Raw genomic sequence first — 22,641 nt, forward strand, 5'->3', positions numbered from 1 at the left:
GGGAAGGTACTTTTAGGGAAACGAAACTATTGCAAATATGAATTATAGTAATAACATAAGATTTTGACGAAAGGGCAACTGGTGCACGGTTGCTCTTTTTAATTAGACAAACCATATCCATATAATAATGATAACAGCAAAGATAATGATTAGTATTTGTGAGAATTTCATAACATGCTCCTTTTAAACTATAGTGTTTGCAAAGGAGTGTCGAAGCATTCCTTACGGGTGCTTTTTGTTTTGGAGGGATAAAAGTTGGATTGTAAACATGAATTTATTGAGTTCAGAGTACATTCGAAGATTACGGATATATGCTCTATATGTGGTCGCATTGCAATGGAGAGCTTGATGACTATAAAACCTGACCAGAGACTTAAAAGCTTTTCTACTGCTGAATTACAGAGAGAAATTGATATTCGAGTGGACTATGAAAGAAAAGAAGAGAGGGAATAAAAGATGGATAATCAATATCTTGTTAACGAAATTCAAATGTTGAAACTTGAAATAAATCAGTTAACAAAAAATATTAGTGATTTACGAAGAGATAGAGATGAAATGGTTCAAACGATACATGTTATGTCACAAAGCATAGAGGGAATAAAGCAAACGGTTATTTCCCTTGAAGATATGGTTCGAAAGTAGATAAATACTGATGAAGAAGGAGGAAGAGCAGAATGGCTAATAACAAATTAAAGATTAATATTGATGCCGATACATCAGAAGCGTTAAAACAAATGAAAGAAGTAACAGAAGCTGCTAATGAATGTGTGGATGCATTGGAGAAGTTAGAAAAGGTTATGAGTAGGTTTAAGGGAAAGAGCGCACTGGAAGATATTGCAGTAGAATTTCCTGTTGTTTTAAATGGTAAGACGATGTCCTCAGAAATTGTCAAACGCATTAATGATAGTAATTCAAACATTCGAATATAAATCATATTTGTTGTTAAGGAAAGATAAGCGCAAACGTGTTGCATTTGAGAGGTGTGTGAATGGCGAAAGAATATGCAAAGAGGTTCTATAAGTCAACGCTATGGAAAAAATGTAGAGCTGCATATATAGCTACAACGTTAGATGGTATGTGTGAGCATTGCAAAGAAGTACCTGGATATATCGTTGACCATATAGTGGAGATTACACCAGTAAATATAAACAATCCAGACATCACATTGAACCATAAGAACTTACAATACTTATGCTTACAATGTCATAACACTAAGACATTTAGTAAGTACAGTCCGATGAGGGAAGATGTAATGTTTAATGAGAACGGCGAATTAATTAGGAGGGATTAGAGATGCAGTGTAATGGTAAGGTGTTAAATAAAGAACAAGTAGACAAGATACAGTTCATGCTTAATAACTATTCTAATAAGGGAATGGATATTTGTACATGTGATGTAGAGCGGGTACTAAACAAACAATATATGAAACTAACAAAGCTAGAGAAAGCTATTGCTCTTAGCATAGTCTTTAATGCTATTGATATTAAGGAATTAGATGGACATGTAAGTAAAGAAAAATTATCAGATGTACTAAAAGTATTTGAAGCGCTAAAAGAAGAGATAGATGCAGATAAAGAGTTAGAAGAAGAAAAAGAAGCGCATCTAAATATAATTAATAAACTAATTGATAGTTTATTAGCAGAAAAGAATCAGGAACAAAAAGAACCAAGCCCCCCCTTTCAAAAATAAATCAAAGCCCCTTAGGGGGACCGAGAGGGGAGCTTCGTGTAACACACGGGTCATTTCTATAGGGGGTGTGGTCATGAAAGGAGTGATGACTTATGAGTAACAATCAGGAATTAGAAAAAGAAAAAAGAATTAAACGAGAAATGACACGATTAAACAGTTTATTGAAGAATTTAGATCCTAAGAAAAAAAGAGCGGTTTCTTCACTCATAAAAAATGCTGCTTTTATGGCTGTCACTTTAGAAGATGTACAAGACAAAATTAATAAGAATGGAATTGAAGAGCAATATCAAAACGGGGCCAATCAGTTTGGTAATAAAAAAACAATTGCTGTTGAAGTGCATAATAATATGACGAAAAATCACGCGCAAGTGATGAAGCAACTAACTGATTTATTACCAAAAGAGCAACCTAAAGAAGAGGATGATGGATTTGATGAATTCGTGGCTGATAAATGAGTAAGCGAGTAAGAAAGCAGTACCCGTTAACCTATAATCCAATCATTGAGTATTACAATCAAATCGAATCTGGACAAGTAATTGTATCCAGTAAAGTTAGGCGGATATATAAAAAGCTTGTAGATGATGTGTATGATACTTCTTCTGTATTTGAGTATGATGCTAAGAAAGCGAATCATGTAATAGAATTCATTGAGAATTTTTGCAAACACTCAAAAGGTAAATGGGGCGGTAAGCCAATTGAATTGGAGATTTGGCAAAAAGCATTTTTAGCAGCTTCTTTTGGATTTGTTCATAAAATTGATGGAACGAGAAAGTATAGAGAAGTACTCTTAATTGTGGCTCGTAAAAACGGAAAGTCAACGATTGCTTCTGGAATTGGATTGTATTTACAAGTTGCCGATGGTGAACCAGGTGCAGAAATATATGCAGTTGCTACGAAATTAGACCAAGCGAAATTAGTTTGGTTAGATGCCAAAAGGATGGTTAAGAAATCCCCCGTATTATTAAAGCGAATTAAACCGCTTGTTCGTGAATTGAATGCAGATTTTAATGATAGTACATTTAAACCTTTGGGAAGTGATTCAGAAACACTTGATGGTCTTAATGTTCATGGGGCGATGATGGATGAAATACATGCTTGGAAAGATAAAAATCTATATGACGTTATAGTGGATGGCACTTCTTCAAGGGAACAACCAATGATTTTTATGATTACAACAGCTGGAACTATTCGTGAATCTGTTTACGATATGAAGTATGAAGAAGCTGAAATGCTTTTAAATGGCTTGGATGATCCAGACGGTTATAAAGATGATCGTTTCTTGCCAATTATATATGAATTAGATAAAAGAGCCGAATGGACTGATAATACCAAATGGGCAAAAGCGAATCCTGGTTTAGGTACAATAAAAAAGACGGATCAACTTGAAACAAAAGTAAATAAAGCGAAAGCAAATTCTTTGCTAGTTAAGAACTTACTAACAAAAGATTTTAATATCCGCGAAACAAGTACAGAAGCCTGGTTAACATTTGAACAATTAAATAACAAGGCTACCTTTGATGTAGCAAAATTAAAGCCTTCTTATGGGATTGGTGGTTGTGATTTATCTTCAACAACTGATTTAACCGCAGCGAAGGTTATTTTTATGCTTCCAAACGATCCGCATGTTTACGTATTACAAATGTATTGGCTTCCTGAAGATTTGCTTGAGCAAAGAAGTAAAGAAGATAAGATTCCATATAATTTATGGGCAGAACAAGAATTATTAAGAACAACACCAGGCAACTCAGTACATTATAAATTTGTGACTGAATGGTTTTTAGAAATACGTGATGAATACGGTATTTATATTCCGTGGATCGGTTATGATAGATGGTCCGCAAAATATTGGGTGGAGGAAATGGAAGGCTACTTTGGTAAAGAAGCAATGATTCCAGTTGCCCAAGGGAAACAAACTCTTTCTAGCCCTATGAAATTATTAGGAGCGGATTTAGAGTCTAAATTAGTAAATTACAACAATAACAGCATTGATAAATGGTGTTTATCGAATACAGCTATTGATGTGGATAAAAACCTGAATATACAGCCGAACAAAACAAATAATCAACGTAGAAGGATTGATGGAACCGCAGCGCTTTTAAATGCATATGTTGTGCTTCAAGAAAAACGTAATGATTACTTAAATATGATTTGAGGGAGGTGAGGAATTGGGGTTATTCAACAAAATATTCGGTAGAAAACAACCGCCTACTACGACCCGTTTTGAAATGATAAACGATAATGGAGGAGGCTTTTTCTCATGGAATGGGAATATCTATCAAAGTGATATTATCAGGGCCTGTATACGCCCTAAAGCAAAGGCTGTTGGTAAATTAATAGCAAAGCATATACGAGATAATGCAAATGAATTTAAAGTAAATCCAGAGCCGTATATTAGATTCATTTTAGAAGAACCGAATCCATTAATGACAGGTCAAATATTCCAAGAAAAAATGACTGTACAGCTAGAGCTGAACCATAACGCCTTTGCATATATCAAACGGGATGAATTAGGAGTTCCAATTGAAATTTATCCTTTGCCATGTGTAACAATAGAAGTTGTAGAGGGAGCTCAAGGTGATATTTTTCTTACTTTTTATTTTAAAAATGGGAAGAGAATGACCGTTCCCTATGTTGATGTTATCCATCTTAGAAAAGATTTTAACGAAGATGATTTCTTTGGTGAACATCCAGGTAAAGCTTTATCTTCCTTAATGGATATTGTTACAACTACCGATCAGGGAATTGTGAAAGCAATTAAAAATAGTGCAGTGGTGAAATGGATATTAAAATTCAAATCGGTTTTAAAACAAGAGGACATTGATGCACAAGTTCAAAATTTCAAGAAAAATTATTTGAGTATTGATAATGAAAACGGTGGAGCAGCTTCATCTGATCCGCGCTATGATTTAGAACAAGTTAAACCAGAAGCATTTGTTCCAGATTCAAAACAAATGCAAGAAACAACACAGAGAATTTATAACTTCTTTAATACAAACGAAAAAATCATTCAAAGTAAATACAATGAGGATGAATGGAATGCTTACTATGAATCTGAAATTGAACCGTTAGCGATGCAACTTTCTGGGGAATTTACCAGGAAGTTTTTTTCACGTAGGGAACGTGGCTTTGGGAACAAAATTATTTTCGAAGCAGCAAGCCTTCAATATGCTTCTATGCAGACTAAAATGAATTTAGTTCAAATGGTTGATAGAGGAGCAATGACACCGAATGAATGGCGTTCTATTCTCTCTGTAGGTCCAATTGAAGGTGGAGACAAGCCAATTCGAAGACTAGATACAGCGTTAGTTAAAGATGGAAATACGACTGTTGAAGGAGGTGGGGACAATGGACAAGACGGAAACAAGGGAAATAGTAACGCAGAAGATTGAAATTAGAGAAGATGATAACGGAAATCGGACACTTATAGGCTATGCAGTAAAGTGGGAAAAGAAATCCGTAGTCATGGGATATTATCGTAAGTTTCGTGAGCAATTTAAAAATGGAGCATTTACAGAAACATTGCAAAATGATGACCAACGTTTTTTATGGTCTCATGATACATCTAAAGTGCTGGGAAGAACAAAGAATAATACGTTACGTTTGAGCGAGGATGCCGTGGGCTTACGCTTTGAATTGGATTTACCAGATACAACTCTAGGTAATGACACTTACAAATCTATTAAGCGTGGAGATGTAGATGGTGTTTCGTTTGGGTTTAGCATGATAAGCGAAGAAATCCAAGAACCAGATGATGATCTGATGCTAAGAACTGTTACAAAAGCAAAACTATTAGAAGTTAGCGCAGTAGCTTTTCCGGCATATCCAGATTCAGAAGTAAGTGCTAGGGGATATGATCCTTATAAACATTTTACAGAAGAAAAAAAGCGCTCGGAAAAGCGCAGAAGACTATATTTACAAACATTATTATAAAAGGTGGACTTTGAACATGAATAAAGAACAATTATTAAAACGTAAATCTGAAATCAGTGAATTATTAAGTGATGAAACTCGCTCTATTGATAACCTTGATGCAATTGAAACAGAGTTACGAGATATTAATAATCAGTTGGCGGCGATTGAGAAGCGTGAACAACTTTTAAATGAAGCACGCTCTATCAATGAAGGAAATGCAACTGGTGCTAATAAGATTGAAACATTTAATACGAATCCATTAAATGAAAAACGTGAACTTGGTACAAATACAGTTGAATATCGTAATGCTTTTATGAATTACGTATTACGCGGTGAAACAATTCCAGCTGAATTACGTGCAAATGCTGTTACGAAAACAAGTGACATCGGTTCTGTTATCCCACAAACAGTATTAGATAAAATTATCGAAAAGATTGAAGCGGTAGGAATGATTCTACCTTTAATTACTCGTACAGCTATTAAAGGTGGCGTAACAGTACCAACTTCAGCAGTTAAACCAGTCGCAACATGGGTTGCTGAAAGCTCTGGAAGTGATAAACAAAAGAAAACTACAGGAAGCATTACTTTCAACTATCATAAATTACGTTGTGCCGTAGCTGTTTCTCTTGAAGTAGAAACAATGTCTCTAGCGGTATTTGAAACAACATTAATTAATAATATTGTGGAAGCTATGACAAAAGCGATTGAACAAGCTATTGTTAGTGGTGATGGGTCTGGTAAACCAAAAGGAATTTTAGCGGAAACACCTGTTGACGGACAAGCATTAGATGTTGCGAAAATTAACTACAAAACGTTAACAGACGCAGAAGCAGCTTTACCACTTGAGTATGAAGCAAGTGCGATTTGGACGATGACGAAAAAGACATTTATGGAATTTTCGGCAATGACAGATGCAGACGGCCAGCCGATTGCACGTACAAATTACGGGATTTCTGGTAAACCAGAACGCATTTTATTAGGTCGTCCAGTTGTTCTATGTAATTATATTGATAGTTTCGCAACGGCTACTGAAGGAACAACATTTGCATTCTTATTTAATTACAAAGATTATATTTTTAATACAAACTACCAAATGGGTGTTAAGAAATATGAAGACAATGAAACTGACGATCAAGTTACAAAGGCAATTATGATTGTGGATGGTAAAGTAGTAGACAAAAACTCTTTAGTTGTTTTAAAAAAAGCTCCAGCAGCTTAATAAAGGAGTGATACAATGAATCATTTAGTCTTGAATGCTTTCATTGATAAAGAAACAAAAGTTGGATATTCAAAAGGCGATATGTACGAGTCAAATGATCCGAAACGTATTGCCTTTTTAATTGAAAAAGAATTCTTAAAAGGAAATAAAGAAATTTCTACATTCCCTAAGCATACTGGCGGTGGATGGTATGAATTATCAAATGGTGAAAAAGTGCAAGGGAAAGAGGAAGCGATGTCAGCTGAACGATCATTGAAAGGTAACCAATCATGATTTTAAAAGATATAAAAAAGGCATTGCGCATTTCTCATGATGCTCTTGACGATGAAATAAACGATGTAATAGAAGCGGCCCGACATGACTTAATGTTGTCGGGTGTTTCTTCCATCAAAGCGAATAATGACGATGATCCGTTAATCAAAAGAGCGATAAAAGTATATTGCAAAGCAGAATTTGTTGCTGAAGCCAAAGAAGCTGAAAGATTCCAGGCATCTTATAACATGTTAAAAAATCATCTCACTTTAGCAGGTGATTACAAATGAATGATATTGTATTCTTTCCAGTTGTAACGACTACTACAGATGATTTGGGTCAAATAGAAGCGGCAGAAGATTTTACAAGACAAGTATTTTGTGAGAAAAAAAGTGTTTCTCAAAATGAATTCTTTCAAGCGGGCCAAAATGGTTTTAAGCCTAAATGTGTATTAATTGTTTATACATTGGATTATCAAGAAGAACAGAAAGTACAGTATCACAACAAGAAATACAACATTTATCGCACATACGAAAGAGACGATGAAAGAATTGAACTCTATTGTGAGGTGAAGACAGGTGGCTAATATCGATGATTTATCCAATGAAATTGCTAGGGAACTACAAAGATATGCCAATGTAATTGAGGAAGACATGGAAGTGGCGAAGGAAGAGGTAGCGGATAATTTAGTGGGTGAATTAAAGCAAAAAAGCCCTAAAAATACAGGTAGGTATAGTAAAGGTTGGCGAAAAAAGAAGGATGGGAACGCAATTATTGTTCATAATGCTTTAAAACCGCAGCTTACTCATTTACTGGAGAAAGGTCATGCGAAGGCAAATGGTGGACGAGTACCAGCAAAGGTTCATATTGCACCAGCTGAAGAACATGCAATTCATGATTTTGTTGAACGTGTTGAAAGGGCGATTGGTCAATGACATTAGGTGAATTAAAGAAAGTTCTTGAGGCTACAGGTTATCCTGTGGCTTATTCCCATTTCACTGAAACACCAGGTGTTCCCGTCCCTTCACCGCCTTATGTTTGCTACTTTGTAGATGGATCACCTAACATGGCAGCCGACAATAAGACCTATCACAAAATAAATGATGTAAATATAGAGCTTTATACAATTAAGAAGGATTTAGTTGCAGAAGCCAAGCTAGAACAAGTCCTGGATGATTATGAGATTCCTTATGAGTCATATGGGACTTTTATTGAATCTGAAAAACTATTTCAAAAAATATATGAAACGAGGTTGTTGTAAATGAATGAAAACAAGGTAACATTCGGTTTAAAAAATGTACATTACGTGCCATTAGATATTAAGGATTTCTTAGTTACATTTGGTACACCAATTCCATTACCTGGTGGAGTGGAACTAACATTTGAGCCACGCGGTGATTTAATTGAATTCTATGCGGATGACATGCTTTATTACGCAGCAAGTAATAATCAGGGTTACGATGGAACATTAAGTATTGCTACTATCCCAGAAAAGTTTGCTATTGATGCACTTGGTGAGGAATTAGACGAAACAGATGGTGTATTGAATGAATTGGCTGATGCAAAAGGAAAACCATTCGCATTATTATTTGAGTTTGATGGTGATGTCAATGCAACTCGACATGTTATGTATAACTGTTCAGCAAGTCGTCCAACACTTGCATCTAAAACAAAAACAAGTTCAGCTGAGCCAAATACAAATGAACTGAAGTTTGTTTCTAGTCCAATTATTTTAGCACCAGGGGGAAGACCTATGGTTAAAACAAAAACAACATCTAAAACAACGCAAGAAATTTACAAAAATTGGTACAAAGAAGTGTACGTTAAAAAACCAGCAGCACCAAAAGGAGCGTAATAGTAAATGGAAAAGACAATTACAATAGATGGAAAACAAGTCCGATTAAAAAGTACAGCAGCTACTGTTAAACGATATAAAGCGCAATTCAGACGTGATTTATTTGCTGATATGTTTAAGTTAGGGATTTTGTCTCCTTCAAATCCTCAAGAGGGTTCACTAGCCACTATTGATTTAGCAAATGCAGATTTAAGTAAGTTAGATTTTGAAGTTGTATATGATTTAGTTTGGTTATATGCGAAAACAGCAAATCCAGAAATTGATGATCCAATTACATGGTTAGACGGTTTTGATGAATTCCCTATCTCAGAGATTATTCCAGAAATTATGGATATGATTCAAAGTACGATGGGCGCAAAAAAAAAATAAAGAAAAGTAATGGAGAGCAAGGGACTTTCAGTGATGAAGAATTAACCACTGATACGTTCCTTGCTCTTTGTTATAAAGCGAAATTAACGCATTGGGATTTGGAAGTTATGACAATTGGAGATTGTTTTGATTATATTGCAGAATTCGCTGAAATGGAGAATCCAGACAAAGAAAGAGTCAGAAAAGCAAACCAAAAAGACTTTGATTCATTCTAAGGAAGGAGTGAGAATATGGCTGGAAGAATTAAAGGGATTACCATTGAAATTGGTGGTGAAACCACAGGTCTTCAAAATGCATTAAAAGATGTGAATAAACGTAGTAATGATCTAACAAAAGAATTAAAAGATGTAGAACGTCTTTTGAAATTTGATCCTGGTAATGTGGAAGCTTTAGCTCAAAAGCAAAAGTTGTTGACGCAACAAATTGAAAATACAACAGAAAAGCTAGATAAATTGAAGGCAGCCGAACAACAAGTGCAAGCACAATTTCAAAATGGAAAAATTTCTGAAGAACAGTATCGCGCGTTTAGGCGTGAAATTGAATTTACACAAGGGTCACTTGATGGGCTGAAAAATAAGCTTGGTAATATGAAAGCTGAACAAGAGAATGTAGCGAGTTCAACAAGACAATTAGAAACATTGTTTAGTGCTACAGGAAAAAGCGTGGATGATTTTGCAGGCGCATTAGGTAATCGTCTTGTAAATGCAATTCGAAATGGTACAGCAACAAGTAAGCAATTAGAACAAGCGATTGGGATTATTGGACGAGAAGCATTAGGCACAGAAGCTGATATTGAAAAATTACAACGTGCCCTTCGATCTGTGGATGCTGGAAATTCAATTCAACAAGTTCGAAATGAGTTAAGGGATTTGCAACAAGAGGCTGAGAGAACAGAGAAGAAGTTTGAAGGGCTCCAAGTAGGACTCGAAAACGTCATTGGTGGGTTGGCAGCTGGTGGTGGAATTGCAACCGCAGTTGAAAAAGCGATGGATATGTCAAAGTTAAAAACAAAAATTGATGTATCTTTCGAAGTGCCGGAGTCATCTAAAAAGACAGTTGAAGAATCAGTAAGGGCTGTTACTGCGTATGGTGTTGACATAGATGAAGCTTTAGAAGGAAACCGTAGGCAGTGGGCATTAAATAAAGATGCTTCTGATGAAACAAATGCAGCCATAGCTAAAGGTGCCGCTGGTATTGTAGCGGTTTATTCTGATATTGATTTTACCGAATTGATACAGGAAGCGAACGAAATTGGGGCAACTTTAGGAATTACAAATGAGGAAGCTTTAGGGTTAGTTCATACTCTCCTTAAAACAGGTTTTCCACCTGAGCAACTAGATATTATTGCTGAATATGGTGACCAAATGATGCAGGCAGGGTTTACAGCAAAAGAAGTACAAGGAATTATGTCGGCTGGAATTGATACGAAAACGTGGAATATTGATAATCTTCTAGACGGTGTCAAAGAAGGACGTATCAAAATGGCGGAATTTGGTGCGGGTGTAGATAAATCTATGCAAGAGGTTTTAGATAAAACAAAGATTTCAGCTGACCAGTTTGAAAAATGGGGTCAGGCGATTGCTGGTGGCGGTGAAAATGGACAAAAGGCGATGCTTGAAGCAACCAAGGCTTTAGCTGGTGTTGAAAATGCTACAGACAGAAATGCACTTGGCACGAAGATGTTCGGTACTCTTTGGGAAGACCAAGGAAAGAAGATCATTGATACCATTTTAAAAGCAGAAGGAAAACAAGTTGATCTAAAAAAAGGTGTAGAAGATTTAAATAACACCACCTCTAAATTAGATGCGTCTCCAGCGGCTAAAATGCAAAAAGCAATGAATGATTTACAGAAGGCGCTTGAACCAGTGTTATTAGTGATAGCAGACCTTGTTTCGAAATTTGCAGAATGGGTTTCTAATAATCCAGAATTAGCAGCAACGTTAGCGGCTATTGGTGTTGCTATTGGTGTAATTTCTGGTGCGGTTATGGCACTTGCTCCTATCGTTATGGCGGTCATGGGTCTGTTTGGTATCGGGGCAGGACTAGCAGCCACGTTTGTTGCTGTAGTTCCTATTATTATAGGGCTTATAGCAGCTATAGGAATTGCAATTTATAAAAATTGGGACGATATCCAAAAATGGACCATGGAGGTATGGAATTCAATTACAGAATTTCTAACAGGAATTTGGGAAGGTATATCCCAATGGGCAACAGAAACATGGGAAAGCATTAGTGAATCTACTTCTTCAGCATGGAATGCCATTAAAGAATTTTTAACAGAACTATGGAATGGAATCATGGAGTCTTTATCTGAAACATGGAATTCGATTGTTGAAACGACTACGGAAACATGGAATTCGATTGTAGAGTATTTGACTGGAATATGGGATGGAGTAGTTGAAACATTATCGGAAGTTTGGAATGGCATCAGTCAAACTACTTCTGAAGTGTGGACAGCGATTAGTGAGTTTTTCATTAACACTTGGAATGGACTAGTTGCCTTTCTAACTCCTATCTTACAAGGAATTGCTGATTTCTTCTCTATGATTTGGAACTGTATTTCCACAGTGATTCAAACTGTATGGGGTTTTATTACTCAATACTTACAAGCAATTTGGACGGCTATTTTATATTTTGCCACTCCAATTTTCGAGTCTATACGAGAGTTTTTAGCTTCGGTATGGGAATCTATTAAAGAAAAAGCTACAGCGGTGTGGGATACACTTACAAATTTCTTAACGACTTGTTGGAATGGAATCGTTTCAATTGCAACAACTGTATTTGAGTGGATTAAAAATACAGTTACAACCGTTTGGGATACAATCAGTTCAGCAACAATGTCTGTATGGAATGCTGTTAAGAGTTTCTTACAATCATGCTGGAACGGGTTAGTAGCTTTTGTAACGCCAATATTCACCTCAATAAAAGATTGGATTGTGAATACATGGAATACGATTAGTTCCACAACAAGTGCAGTATGGAATACGATTAAAAGCTATCTATCTAGCTTATGGAACGCAATTGTTTCCACAGCGAGTTCTGTATTCAATAGCATCAAAGAAGCCATTTCAACGGTTTGGAACATGATTAGTAGCACAAGCAGTAGTATTTGGAATGGTATTAAATCTACACTGTCAAACATTTGGGAGGGTATCAAGTCAACCGCATCTTCTGTCTGGAATGGATTAAAAGAAGCAATTATGACTCCTGTTCGTTGGGTAACTAATGCGGTTAGTGGAGCATTTGAAGGCATGAAATCAGCAGTATTAGGCGTATGGGATGGTATTAAAAGTGGTATTCGTACAGCTATCAATGGAATTATTCGTATCATAAATAAATTTATAGATGGCTTTAATACACCAGCGGAATTACTAAACAATATACCAGGAGTTAGCGCGCCGACTATTCCACATGTACCGATGCTTGCTAAAGGCGGAAAGCCTGTAGGAGATGGCTCATTTATTACTGGAGAAAAAGGCCCCGAACTGTTTACTAAAAGAGGGAATTCAATTACAGTTACGCCGTTATCTTCAAAAGAAAGATCCCTCGGTATCACTGGAACTATGAATCAACTAATGAGTGATATGAGCCGAATGATGGCTAGTTCAATGAGTCAATTATCGGGATTAAAGAGTGTTATGAGTGGTGTGTATGGAAATATGTCAAATAGTAGACAAGCTATAGCAGCTGGTGTTGCAAATCAAGTGATTAATTATTCTTCGGGATCATCTGGCGGTGGGGTCATTCCAATGCTTGGTGGAGATTTAGTTATTGAAGTACCTGTTAATTTAGAAGGAAGAGACGTGGCACGCGGTACTTATCGCTATACAACCGAGTATCAAGAAAGAGAAGCAAAAAGAAACTCAGACTTTTAAGTTTGGGTTTCTTTTATTTTATAAAGAAACGGGGTGACAGTATGAGTTCTTTTACATTTAACAACATACGCAAAGATTTTATTCAAATAGAAAAGGGATGGAAAAAACCAGCGTGGGCGCCGTTAAAACGGAAATTTCTAAGTGTTCCAGGTTATCCAGGTGCAAGATTATTAACGACAGAAACTGAAATGCGAGTTTTACCTGTTCCGGTGGGAATTATTGTTCCTGATGGATCTGACTTAGAAACATTAAAAGAAGAAATAGCAGAGTGGCTAATTACAGAAAAACCTGTTGAATTAGTCTTTGATGTAACACCTGATAGGACATACCTGGCGGTTATTGATGAAGATTTTGATCCTGAGGATTTTGTTACTTTAGGTAAAGGTACTTTGAATTTTGTTTGTCCAATGCCATATAAGTTAGGGCCTACTAAAACGGTAGAATTTGAAATGGATGGACGTGGGTTAATAGCAAATGTGCAAAACAAAGGAAGCGTAGAATCCAATCCGATTATAGAGGTTGAAGTGACGAAGCCTTCCACATTTCTTGATGTATGGAATGAAACGAATTATTTTCGCATTGGATATCCATTAAAAGCAGACCAGGTTCCAGTGGAAAGAAATCAACGTGTGTTATGGGACGAGATGGGGACAACCATAGGATGGACGGATGTCCCTAAAACAGAAGACATGACAGGTGGAGGAAAGTTTAAATCAGATGGATATCGTTTTATGGCTGAATATTTAGGTGAGCCTACAGTAAAAGGTTGGCATGGTTGCATAGCCAAAAAGAATATTCCACAAGGACCATTACAGGATTTCATTATGCAAGCCTATGTACGTATTAATAGTCATCATTGGGATCAAATGGGGCGTGTGGAAATCGGTCTTCTTGATGAAAATAGCGATTATGTAGCTCGTATATCGATGAGCGATGTTCAATGGGAAGCCGAGCAAAACAGTGGATTCGCTTCTGTAGGTAATAGTAAAAAACCAGGTGGACAGGTATTCATTAATGAACATGGAGATCACCCAGACACTTGGACAAATTTTAGAGGTCGTTTATGGCTTGCTAGAACTGGGAACAGATGGGAAGCATATATTTCTAAATTTATTTTAGGTACGGAGATTGATGATGCTGAAAGGTTCGTTGTCTGGTTTGATGAAAATAACGTGAATATGAGCAAAGTAGCTCAAGTTCAAATTAGCATTTCTCAGTTTTCAAATAACATGTTTTGTTCGGAAATGTCTATTGATGATTTGAAAATCTGGAAGGTTAACATGAATACACAAAATAATCCGCCTTATATCTTTGATGTTGGGGATAAAGTAATTATCGATACTGAGCGAAGCCTTGTATCAATCAATGGTAAAAAAGCTATTAATCTAAAGGACATATTCAGCGATTATCCTGTTATTCATAAGGGTTCGAATAAACTAGAAATTATGCCTTCAACTGTCGGGACAGCCAAAGTAACGTATAGGGAGCGATTTAGATGAGGACACCAAGCGGAATCTTACATGTTGTTGATTTTAAAACGAGTCAAATCGTTTCCAATATACAACCAAAAGACTATTGGGATGATAAACGTCATTGGGAGATAAAAAATAACATTGATACATTAGAGTTTAAAGTATTTGATAATACAGAAGATGCATCTACACTCATACAGCAAAATTTAGTTTTAAAAGAGGTAAGAGACGGACGGATTGTTCCGTATGTTATTACTGAGACTGAAAAAAATTCAGATGATAGATCAGTAATCGCTTATGCATCTGGAGAATGGATTCAACTAGCAAAATCGGGCATTATCAATCCTCAGAAGATTGTAGGCAAAACCGTCAATGAGTTTATAGATATGGCTCTTGTGGGTACAAAGTGGAAAAGAGGGAAAACAGAATACGCTGGCTTCCACACTATGACGATTGATGAATTTATAGATCCACTTAAGTTTTTAAAAAATATTGCTTCCTTGTTCGAGTTAGAAATCCAATATCGTGCGGAAGTTGTAGGGTCTCAAATTGTTGGCCGTTATGTAGATATGGTGAAAAAGCGAGGGCGTGATACAGGTAAAGAAGTAACTCTTGGTAAAGATTTGATGGGTATCAAACGAATTGAGAATTCCCAAAACATCTGTACAGCCCTATTAGGGTTCGTAAAAAAAGAAGGTGGAGATTTTATAACCATCTCTACTATTAATAATGGAGTTCCTTATCTTGTAGACAGTGATGCGTTTCAGCGATGGAATGAGCGAGGTCAACATAAATTTGGCTTTTATACACCAGAAACAGAAGAAGATATAACACCACAACGTCTTTTAACTCTCATGAAAACAGAACTAGCCAAACGAATAAATACATCCTATATATATGAAGTTCAAGCACAAAGTATAGGTCGTGTATTTGGACTAGCTCATGAGCTGATTAATGAGGGGGATACAATCCGAATAAAAGATACAGGGTTTACACCAAAGCTTTATTTAGAAGCAAGAGCAATTGCTGGTGATGAGTCATTTACTGATCCTTCACAAGATAAATATGCATTCGGAGATTATCGAGAAATTGTGGATGCTAATGAAGAATTGCGGAAGCTCTATAATAAAGTGCTGGCTTCATTAGGTAGTAAACAAGAAATCCTTAATCAGCTTGATGAGTTAGTTAAAGAAACTGTTGTAACAGCAAACAATGCTCAAAAAGAATCCGAATCCGCCAAGAAACTTGCGGAAAAGGTCCAGGAAAACCTGAAAAATAATACGGTGAATATTATTGAAGCTAAAAATCCACCGACCGATAATCTTATAGTAGGTAAGACATTATGGCGAGACATTAGCAACGGTAAACCAGGTATTTTAAAAGTGTGGAACGGTAAAGGTTGGGAACTTCTTATTCCTGATGTAGAGTCAGTAAAGGAAGAAACACTGAAACAAGTTAATAAAGATATTCAGCTCACAAAAGAAGAATTAAACAAAAAAGTGGAAGAAGCGCAAAGTGAAACCAATGGACAATTCAAGGAAGTTAAAAATAGTCTCCAAGAAGTTTCGCAAACTATTAAAAATGTACAAAACTCTCAAGGTGAAATTAATAAAACTGTTTCTGAAATGAAACAAACTAACGAGGGTTTTACTAAATCTATTGAATCGTTAACAAAAAAAGACGGTGAAATTACTGAAAAATTAAATACAGTGGAAGATACAGTTGAAGGTACAAAACAAACGATTGCCGATGTGAAGCAAACAACAAATAATTTAACAAAAACAACAAATGAAATAAAGAATACTGCGACTTCAAATAAGCAGACCATTGAACAATTACAAACCGATATGAGTAACATTTCTGTAGGTTCAATTAATCTAGCAAGCGAGTCAGAAATAGGGTTAAACAAACAGAATATGACCGGAATATGGTCAGACAGTAAACAAATGACTCTTTCCAATAAGATTAATTACAGAAACAAAACGTTTACTATCTCCTTCTTATTTACTGGGAAAATGACGAAACTCAATGCAAATCCTTGGTTTGGTGTGGAAATTGCAATAACTTATATAGATGGAGAGCAAGAATGGAAATCTGTACGTGCAGACTCACAATTAAAGATTAATGTAGATTATAAGGACGAGCCTCTAACTGTTACATTCAAAACAAAAGATAAGGATGTAACTCAAATTAGGTTTTATTACTCAGGACGCAATATTGATGGTAATTTAAACTCACATCATGCGAAATTGGAAGAGGGGAACATAAGAACTACATGGCAGCCTGCTAATGATGAGGTTACTTCTAAAGAAACGTTCACGAAAAAAACAACTGAGATTGAGCAAAGTGTGAATGGAATCAAAGAAAGTATTAAAACGGTAGAAAAAACACAAACCTCTTTTAATGAACGTGTTAACACTGTAGAAAAGAATGCAGAAGGAACAACTGCAAGTGTTAAGAAATTACAGGAAACACAAACTGAGCAAGGAAAAACATTAACTCAGGCTACTACAACGATACAGCAACACTCTGAAGAATTGAAACTAGCAATGAAAAAGAAAGATGTTGAGGATTATGTAGGTGGTTTAGGTACTGTTAACGAGTTGCGTGATGCGGACTTTAAGTTAGGACAGAAATATTGGTTTTGGAATAGTGGTAGTGGGGCTACTGGCTCTGTTGATACCAACTTAAAATACAAAGGTATGAATACATTTTCAATTACCGTTACTGGCCAGACTCAAGATCGTTGGTGGGGACTTACAAGTCAATACATCGAGTGCCAGGTTAACGAAGATTTTGTTGCATCAGGTTATTTCAATACGGATGGGAAAACACCTATTGATAGTGGTGGTGCATGTATTGAAATTGAATGGTGGACGGCTGACAAAAAAACTCGTGTTAAAACAGCTAGAACGAATATCAAGGTTGTAAATAATACGTGGGTTCGTGCTGTATGTACAGATAAAGCACCTGCCAATGCAGCGTTTGTGAGATGGCGTTATTACGTTACAAGAAATGGACGTTTATGGTGTGCTGCACCTATGTTACAACGTGGCACTATAGCTACAGAATTTTGGTTACATCCGAAAGATCAAACGGATGCTGACAAAATGCTAGAAGATATAGCCAATAGAGTAGCAACTGAACCTTACAATAAAAAAGTTACAGAATTAGAAAGAAGTATTAGTGCTACTGCAGAAGGTGTCGAAATAACATCGAAGAAACAAGAAAAGTTTATTAATGAGACTTACGCCGCTTATGTAAAAGAAACGGGTTCTAAACTTAAGGTTCTTGATGAAGGAATCCTTGCAGAAGTTAAAAAAGGGAATATCATCGCAGCTATTAACTTCTCAACGGAAAAATTAGAAATTGATGTTTCAAAGGTAGCCATTAATGCCGATACAATGGTGAAATGGTTAACTGCAAAGGGCATTGATACGAATATTATCAAAGTTAATGGCGATAAAATTACCATCGATAAAAACGGCGTTACTATTAAAATGTTAGATTTCCTTTTTGAAGATGAATGGGGAACGAAAACAACCGTTATGCCAAAACGAAATTTAATAGCCGATCATGATTTTTCTAGTGTTCCAAAATTGAACATAGGTAACCCCAATTATCAGGGGTTTGGTGTTGGATATGGTCTACCTTGGAAAGTACAAGGAAACGGTGTAGTGATAGAAAATAACACTTTTATATTTAACTATGAACAAATGGTAAATGCAGTACGTGTCGACACGTATAATTACCCAGAAACAAAAGTTCAAAATGGGATTCATCCAGGAAACTCTTATACATTGTCAGCACATTATAGAACCGCACAGATCAATGGTGTGCGTACAACTGCAAAACCACGATTGCAGGTATGCTTTGTTACGCCATTGGATGAAGTGAGTTATAAAATTTGGCACGAAATATATAAAGATTTTCCAGAGCCATCTACATTTTATGGTGAAATTAGAAGGTATAATTTCACATTTACCGTTCCTAACAATTACAATCCACAAGAACATATGATTGTAGTTAAAGTTACAGCTGCAAATGCGCAAGTTTCTGCGGGTAGAGCTGTTTGTGTTTCAGGGATAACATTGGTTAGTGGTAACTATGCTTGCATGTATAACTGGGATCGTGCGGCATCAGAAAGAGCCGATGGTCTTCAACCGTTTAATAGAATTGCTATAGGTAGCGTAAATAACAACATAGGTCCAGCTGCTCATGGGCAGACCTTTGATATAAGTACTGAAAAGGATGTATTCGTAAATCAACCTATTCTAACGCAGGGAATAAATTTAGGGCGTAATAAAATGGGCCAAGCTGGATCCATTCGTTTCTTTGATGGTGGTCAAGGCTATGGGTTTTATTTTATGGGAATGGGAGGACAATGGTACAAGCTACCTAACGTTTAGGAGGAAAATATATGGATGATTACAAAGATTTACAAGGTTATCCCTTACAAGCGGGGCAAGGTGCTCCGTTTGCTGGTAGGTTAGTAGATTCAGAAAGAAACGAAAACGGAGTATTTGTGCGAATTCCTTTTGATATGCTAAACAATGCCGGTTTATATGGCGCTAATAAAGTAGAGGTGTGGGGGGAAACAGATGGAACGATATATTTCCGTATCGCAACAAGATGCGAAATATGTAAACGCGGAGCTCGTCTGTATGAATTAGAAACGAATTTTGGGAAAAAGAAACTTTGTTTAGAGTGTTATACATCACTTACAGGGAATGATCCATCTCAAGAACCGCCAACACCAACTAATGAAAATAACACACAAACAGAGCAGGAGCAGCAATAGCTGGTCTTTTTTTATTTTGAAAAGGAGGAAAGAATGTGGATCGTATTGATGTACTATTAAAAACTTTTATTGCCACTTTTGGTGGCTTCTGTGGGTATTTTTTGGGAGGATGGGATGCAACATTGAAAATCTTATTGACGATGGCAGTTATTGATTATTTAACTGGCATAATTGCAGCAGGATATAACGGAGAATTAAAAAGTAAAGTTGGTTTCAAAGGCATCGCCAAAAAGGTGGTGCTTTTTCTTTTGGTCGGAGCGGCCGCTCAACTAGATTCAGCACTGGGAAGTAACAGCGCAATTCGTGAAGCGACTATTTTCTTCTTCATGGGTAATGAGTTACTTTCACTGTTGGAAAACGCTGGTCGTATGGGAATCCCCTTACCTTCAGCATTAACAAATGCAGTTGAAGTTTTGGGTGGAAAACAAAAGCAAGAAGAGAAAAAGGGAGATGTTCAATAATGGAAATTAGAAAAAAATTAGTTGACCCAAGTAAATATGGTACAAAGTGTCCGTATACAATGAATCCAGAATTCATTACAGTCCACAATACGTACAACGACGCTACAGCAGAAAATGAAGTATCTTATATGATTCGCAATGATAATCAAGTATCGTTTCATATCGCGGTAGATAATAAGGAAGCTGTACAAGGAATTCCTTTAGAGCGTAACGCCTGGCATACTGGCGACGGTAACGGGAATGGTAATCGTAAATCTATTGGGGTTGAAATTTGCTACTCTTTAAGCGGTGGAGATAGATATTATAAAGCGGAAGACAATGCAGCTATCGTTGTAGCTCAACTAATGAAACAGTACAATATTCCAATTCATAAAGTTCGTACACACCAATCATGGAGTGGGAAGTACTGTCCTCATCGTATGTTGGCAGAGGGGCGTTGGAATAACTTTATTGAAAGGGTTCAACATGCATATAATGGAGGTAGTAGTCTAATTAACTTAACGCCTACTCCATCTTTCAGTGGTGAAACAGGTATTGCATATATTGGAGGAAATAGCGTTAATCTTCGTAAAGGTCCAGGCACTGGATACGGGATTATTCGTCAATTAGGTAAAGGAGAATCTTACCAAGTATGGGGTGATTCAAACGGTTGGCTAAACCTTGGTGGCGATCAATGGATTTATAATGATCCATCATACATTCGTTATACAGGAGGAAAAGTACCAGCATCTTCTAAACCTTTAAATGATGGCGTTGGTGTAGTGACTATTACAACTGATGTATTACGTGTTCGTAAAGGTCCAGGAACTAACTATGGCATCGTGAAAAATGTGTATCAAGGTGAAAAATATCAAACGTGGGGATATAGAGACGGTTGGTATAATGTTGGAGGCGACCAATGGGTTTCTGGTGAATATGTGAAGTTTGAAAAATAAAACATATTACTGTACAAAAGAATAGTTTTATCAAAAAATAAATATCAATTAATTTTTTAATGCTAGTACTCATATATTGACTGTTGTATTGGTAACGGGTAATCTAAAAATACATCATTTCTTATTTCATATTTATGGTAAGTATCCGTAAATTAACCTGAAAAATCCCTTTTTGCAATTATATGCAGAAGGGGATTTTTATTTTTATGAAATTTAAAATTTACTTTTAGATAATGCCTTTAATATCGGATTTATAACTCTACTTATTAAACGGAATCCCCTAAATATAGACTGAATAACCTTCAATGATTGTCCCCCCTTAAATTAATTAGATTATACCCTTTTAAAGATATTTCTGTAAATAATACATACCCACCCGAATGTATATAATATTCAGTTAATTATTTAGAAAATAGAAACGGAAATATGTTAATCCTTTTTTGTAATTTTCTGTTATCATTAAATGAAGATATATAAAGGAGGAGGGATTTTATGTTTACTTCTACTAGGAGCGAGAAGATTACACAACTATTGAATGAGTGGTATACAGAAATCAGATCAAGAAACATTGATAATGCACACCGCATGAAAGAACAGATTGATAGCATGATTCAACAGTTAAAAAATGAAGAAAAGGAATCATTACAAGATCAAAAATTACTACTTTACTATTCCCTATTAGATTTTAGGTACAATTATTTGATAGATAATTTAGGTGTATCTAAAGATAGTTTTGATACAATTGAATCATTTGATATGCCTACTGATAACTTCCTAACATATTATTATCATTTCTTTAAAGCAATTCATTCTGATGCAATCGGAAATCATATTTTGGCAAAAGATCATTATTATAAAGCAGAATCTTTACTTCAATATATCCCTGACGAACTAGAAAAAGCTGAATTCTACTATAAATTAGGGTATTCCTACTATGACAACCAACAAGCTCTTCAAGCTATCAAAGAAGTAACGAAAGCAAAAGATATGTTTTTAAAACATGAAGGTTATGAAGCGAACGTGGCATTTTGTGATAATATGCTAGGGTTATCTTGTATAAATCTAAAAGAATGGTCGCTAGCTGAAGAACACTTTGCAGCTGCAATGGATCGCTTCCAAAAAATCGGGGAAGAGAAATTTATTATTATGGCTCGACATAACTTAGGGTGGATGTATTCTAATCAAAATCTATCTACGTTAGCTCTTCGTTATCTTTCGGAAGTTGTTGAAAAATCGCCAAATCATTATAAGGCTATATATGTCAAAGCAAAAGAACATTACAAATTAAAAGAATACGAAAGCGCTACTGAGCTTATTGAAAAAGGGTATGCAATTTGTAATGATTTACAAATTGAGGGATACCAACATCATTTCGCAATTTTAAAAGCGTTGAATGACAATGCTTCTGCCGAAGAATTAGAAGAGATTATTCTTAAAGGAATTTCTTATTTTGAAAGAGAAGAATTATATGAGTACCTTCAGGAATATGAGGAAAAGCTAGCAATCAAGTTTTATGAAGAAAATCAACATACTAAAGCAAGTCAATATTTTTATGCAAGCTCACAATCAAGACAAAAATCTTTTGATAAGGGGGCGTTAAAATGAAGAAAATAACGATTAGGGTACTAGGGATTATGGCAGCGTTTACGCTAGTAATTGGTATATACAGTCCTACCGAGAAAGATCACAGTCATGTTCATACATTAATGGAACATGGCGATGGTGGTGGTTGATTTTATATTTCTCAATAAACACCACAACTAAATATGATAAAATAACAATGGAACAGATTTTCCTGATA

General features: G+C 35.9%; 24 protein-coding genes. All 24 read left to right on the plus strand.

Going from position 1 to position 22,641, the window contains the following annotated elements; translation table 11 throughout:
• Nucleotides 1-456: 456 nt before the first annotated feature.
• A complete protein-coding gene (locus MHI28_RS20155; protein WP_340828226.1) occupies nucleotides 457-642 on the plus strand; it encodes a hypothetical protein in 186 nt (61 codons plus the stop codon).
• A 32-nt stretch (nucleotides 643-674) separates the two neighbouring features.
• Entirely contained in the window at nucleotides 675-929 is a 255-nt protein-coding gene (locus MHI28_RS20160; protein ID WP_340828227.1) for a hypothetical protein, read from the plus strand.
• 59 nt (nucleotides 930-988) lie between these two features.
• Entirely contained in the window at nucleotides 989-1,291 is a 303-nt protein-coding gene (locus MHI28_RS20165) for an HNH endonuclease signature motif containing protein (RefSeq protein ID WP_340828228.1), read from the plus strand.
• A 2-nt stretch (nucleotides 1,292-1,293) separates the two neighbouring features.
• Nucleotides 1,294-1,689 (plus strand): hypothetical protein, encoded by a 396-nt coding sequence (locus tag MHI28_RS20170; RefSeq protein ID WP_340828230.1) that lies wholly within the window; start codon nucleotides 1,294-1,296, stop codon nucleotides 1,687-1,689.
• A gap of 92 nt (nucleotides 1,690-1,781) precedes the next feature.
• Nucleotides 1,782-2,144 carry a hypothetical protein gene (locus MHI28_RS20175; protein ID WP_044797888.1) on the plus strand — a complete coding sequence of 121 codons (363 nt, stop codon included), beginning with the start codon at nucleotides 1,782-1,784 and terminating at the stop codon, nucleotides 2,142-2,144.
• On the plus strand, nucleotides 2,141-3,841 hold the full coding sequence (locus MHI28_RS20180; protein WP_340828231.1) for a terminase large subunit: 1,701 nt from the start codon (nucleotides 2,141-2,143) through the stop codon (nucleotides 3,839-3,841). Before MHI28_RS20175 ends, MHI28_RS20180 begins: the two co-directional genes overlap by 4 nt.
• A gap of 13 nt (nucleotides 3,842-3,854) precedes the next feature.
• Nucleotides 3,855-5,078, plus strand: a complete 1,224-nt coding sequence (locus MHI28_RS20185; RefSeq protein WP_340828233.1) for a phage portal protein — start codon at nucleotides 3,855-3,857, stop codon at nucleotides 5,076-5,078.
• Entirely contained in the window at nucleotides 5,035-5,619 is a 585-nt protein-coding gene (locus MHI28_RS20190) for an HK97 family phage prohead protease (RefSeq protein WP_000361708.1), read from the plus strand. Before MHI28_RS20185 ends, MHI28_RS20190 begins: the two co-directional genes overlap by 44 nt.
• Nucleotides 5,620-5,635: 16 nt before the next feature.
• A complete protein-coding gene (locus tag MHI28_RS20195; protein ID WP_340828234.1) occupies nucleotides 5,636-6,820 on the plus strand; it encodes a phage major capsid protein in 1,185 nt (394 codons plus the stop codon).
• A 15-nt stretch (nucleotides 6,821-6,835) separates the two neighbouring features.
• A complete protein-coding gene (locus tag MHI28_RS20200) occupies nucleotides 6,836-7,093 on the plus strand; it encodes a hypothetical protein (protein WP_340828235.1) in 258 nt (85 codons plus the stop codon).
• A complete protein-coding gene (locus MHI28_RS20205) occupies nucleotides 7,090-7,362 on the plus strand; it encodes a head-tail connector protein (protein ID WP_098658241.1) in 273 nt (90 codons plus the stop codon). Before MHI28_RS20200 ends, MHI28_RS20205 begins: the two co-directional genes overlap by 4 nt.
• Nucleotides 7,359-7,658, plus strand: coding sequence for a phage head closure protein (locus MHI28_RS20210; protein WP_042596912.1), 300 nt, complete (start codon nucleotides 7,359-7,361; stop codon nucleotides 7,656-7,658). The genes MHI28_RS20205 and MHI28_RS20210 overlap by 4 nt, the downstream gene beginning before the upstream one ends.
• Nucleotides 7,651-8,007 carry an HK97 gp10 family phage protein gene (locus MHI28_RS20215; RefSeq protein ID WP_001273706.1) on the plus strand — a complete coding sequence of 119 codons (357 nt, stop codon included), beginning with the start codon at nucleotides 7,651-7,653 and terminating at the stop codon, nucleotides 8,005-8,007. The genes MHI28_RS20210 and MHI28_RS20215 overlap by 8 nt, the downstream gene beginning before the upstream one ends.
• Nucleotides 8,004-8,333: a hypothetical protein gene (locus MHI28_RS20220; RefSeq protein WP_242300666.1), complete on the plus strand. Its 330-nt coding sequence runs from the start codon at nucleotides 8,004-8,006 to the stop codon at nucleotides 8,331-8,333. Before MHI28_RS20215 ends, MHI28_RS20220 begins: the two co-directional genes overlap by 4 nt.
• Entirely contained in the window at nucleotides 8,334-8,927 is a 594-nt protein-coding gene (locus MHI28_RS20225) for a major tail protein (protein WP_001004921.1), read from the plus strand.
• A gap of 6 nt (nucleotides 8,928-8,933) precedes the next feature.
• Entirely contained in the window at nucleotides 8,934-9,296 is a 363-nt protein-coding gene (locus MHI28_RS20230; protein ID WP_000415931.1) for a hypothetical protein, read from the plus strand.
• Between the two features lie 230 nt (nucleotides 9,297-9,526).
• A complete protein-coding gene (locus MHI28_RS20235; RefSeq protein WP_340828239.1) occupies nucleotides 9,527-13,171 on the plus strand; it encodes a phage tail protein in 3,645 nt (1,214 codons plus the stop codon).
• 41 nt (nucleotides 13,172-13,212) lie between these two features.
• Complete coding sequence (locus tag MHI28_RS20240) at nucleotides 13,213-14,670, plus strand: distal tail protein Dit (RefSeq protein ID WP_340828240.1); 1,458 nt, start codon at nucleotides 13,213-13,215, stop codon at nucleotides 14,668-14,670.
• Nucleotides 14,667-19,052: a phage tail spike protein gene (locus MHI28_RS20245; protein WP_340828241.1), complete on the plus strand. Its 4,386-nt coding sequence runs from the start codon at nucleotides 14,667-14,669 to the stop codon at nucleotides 19,050-19,052. The genes MHI28_RS20240 and MHI28_RS20245 overlap by 4 nt, the downstream gene beginning before the upstream one ends.
• Before the next feature lie 11 nt (nucleotides 19,053-19,063).
• Nucleotides 19,064-19,444: a hypothetical protein gene (locus MHI28_RS20250; protein WP_016099117.1), complete on the plus strand. Its 381-nt coding sequence runs from the start codon at nucleotides 19,064-19,066 to the stop codon at nucleotides 19,442-19,444.
• Between the two features lie 35 nt (nucleotides 19,445-19,479).
• Nucleotides 19,480-19,905 carry a phage holin family protein gene (locus MHI28_RS20255; RefSeq protein ID WP_340828242.1) on the plus strand — a complete coding sequence of 142 codons (426 nt, stop codon included), beginning with the start codon at nucleotides 19,480-19,482 and terminating at the stop codon, nucleotides 19,903-19,905.
• Nucleotides 19,905-20,840, plus strand: a complete 936-nt coding sequence (locus MHI28_RS20260) for an N-acetylmuramoyl-L-alanine amidase (RefSeq protein ID WP_340828243.1) — start codon at nucleotides 19,905-19,907, stop codon at nucleotides 20,838-20,840. Before MHI28_RS20255 ends, MHI28_RS20260 begins: the two co-directional genes overlap by 1 nt.
• Before the next feature lie 492 nt (nucleotides 20,841-21,332).
• Nucleotides 21,333-22,445 carry a response regulator aspartate phosphatase gene (locus MHI28_RS20265; RefSeq protein WP_340828244.1) on the plus strand — a complete coding sequence of 371 codons (1,113 nt, stop codon included), beginning with the start codon at nucleotides 21,333-21,335 and terminating at the stop codon, nucleotides 22,443-22,445.
• Nucleotides 22,442-22,573, plus strand: a complete 132-nt coding sequence (locus MHI28_RS20270; protein WP_000724416.1) for a hypothetical protein — start codon at nucleotides 22,442-22,444, stop codon at nucleotides 22,571-22,573. Before MHI28_RS20265 ends, MHI28_RS20270 begins: the two co-directional genes overlap by 4 nt.
• Nucleotides 22,574-22,641 lie beyond the last annotated feature (68 nt).

The organism is Bacillus sp. FSL K6-0268 (assembly GCF_038005425.1).
GTDB lineage: Bacteria > Bacillota > Bacilli > Bacillales > Bacillaceae_G > Bacillus_A > Bacillus_A thuringiensis_S.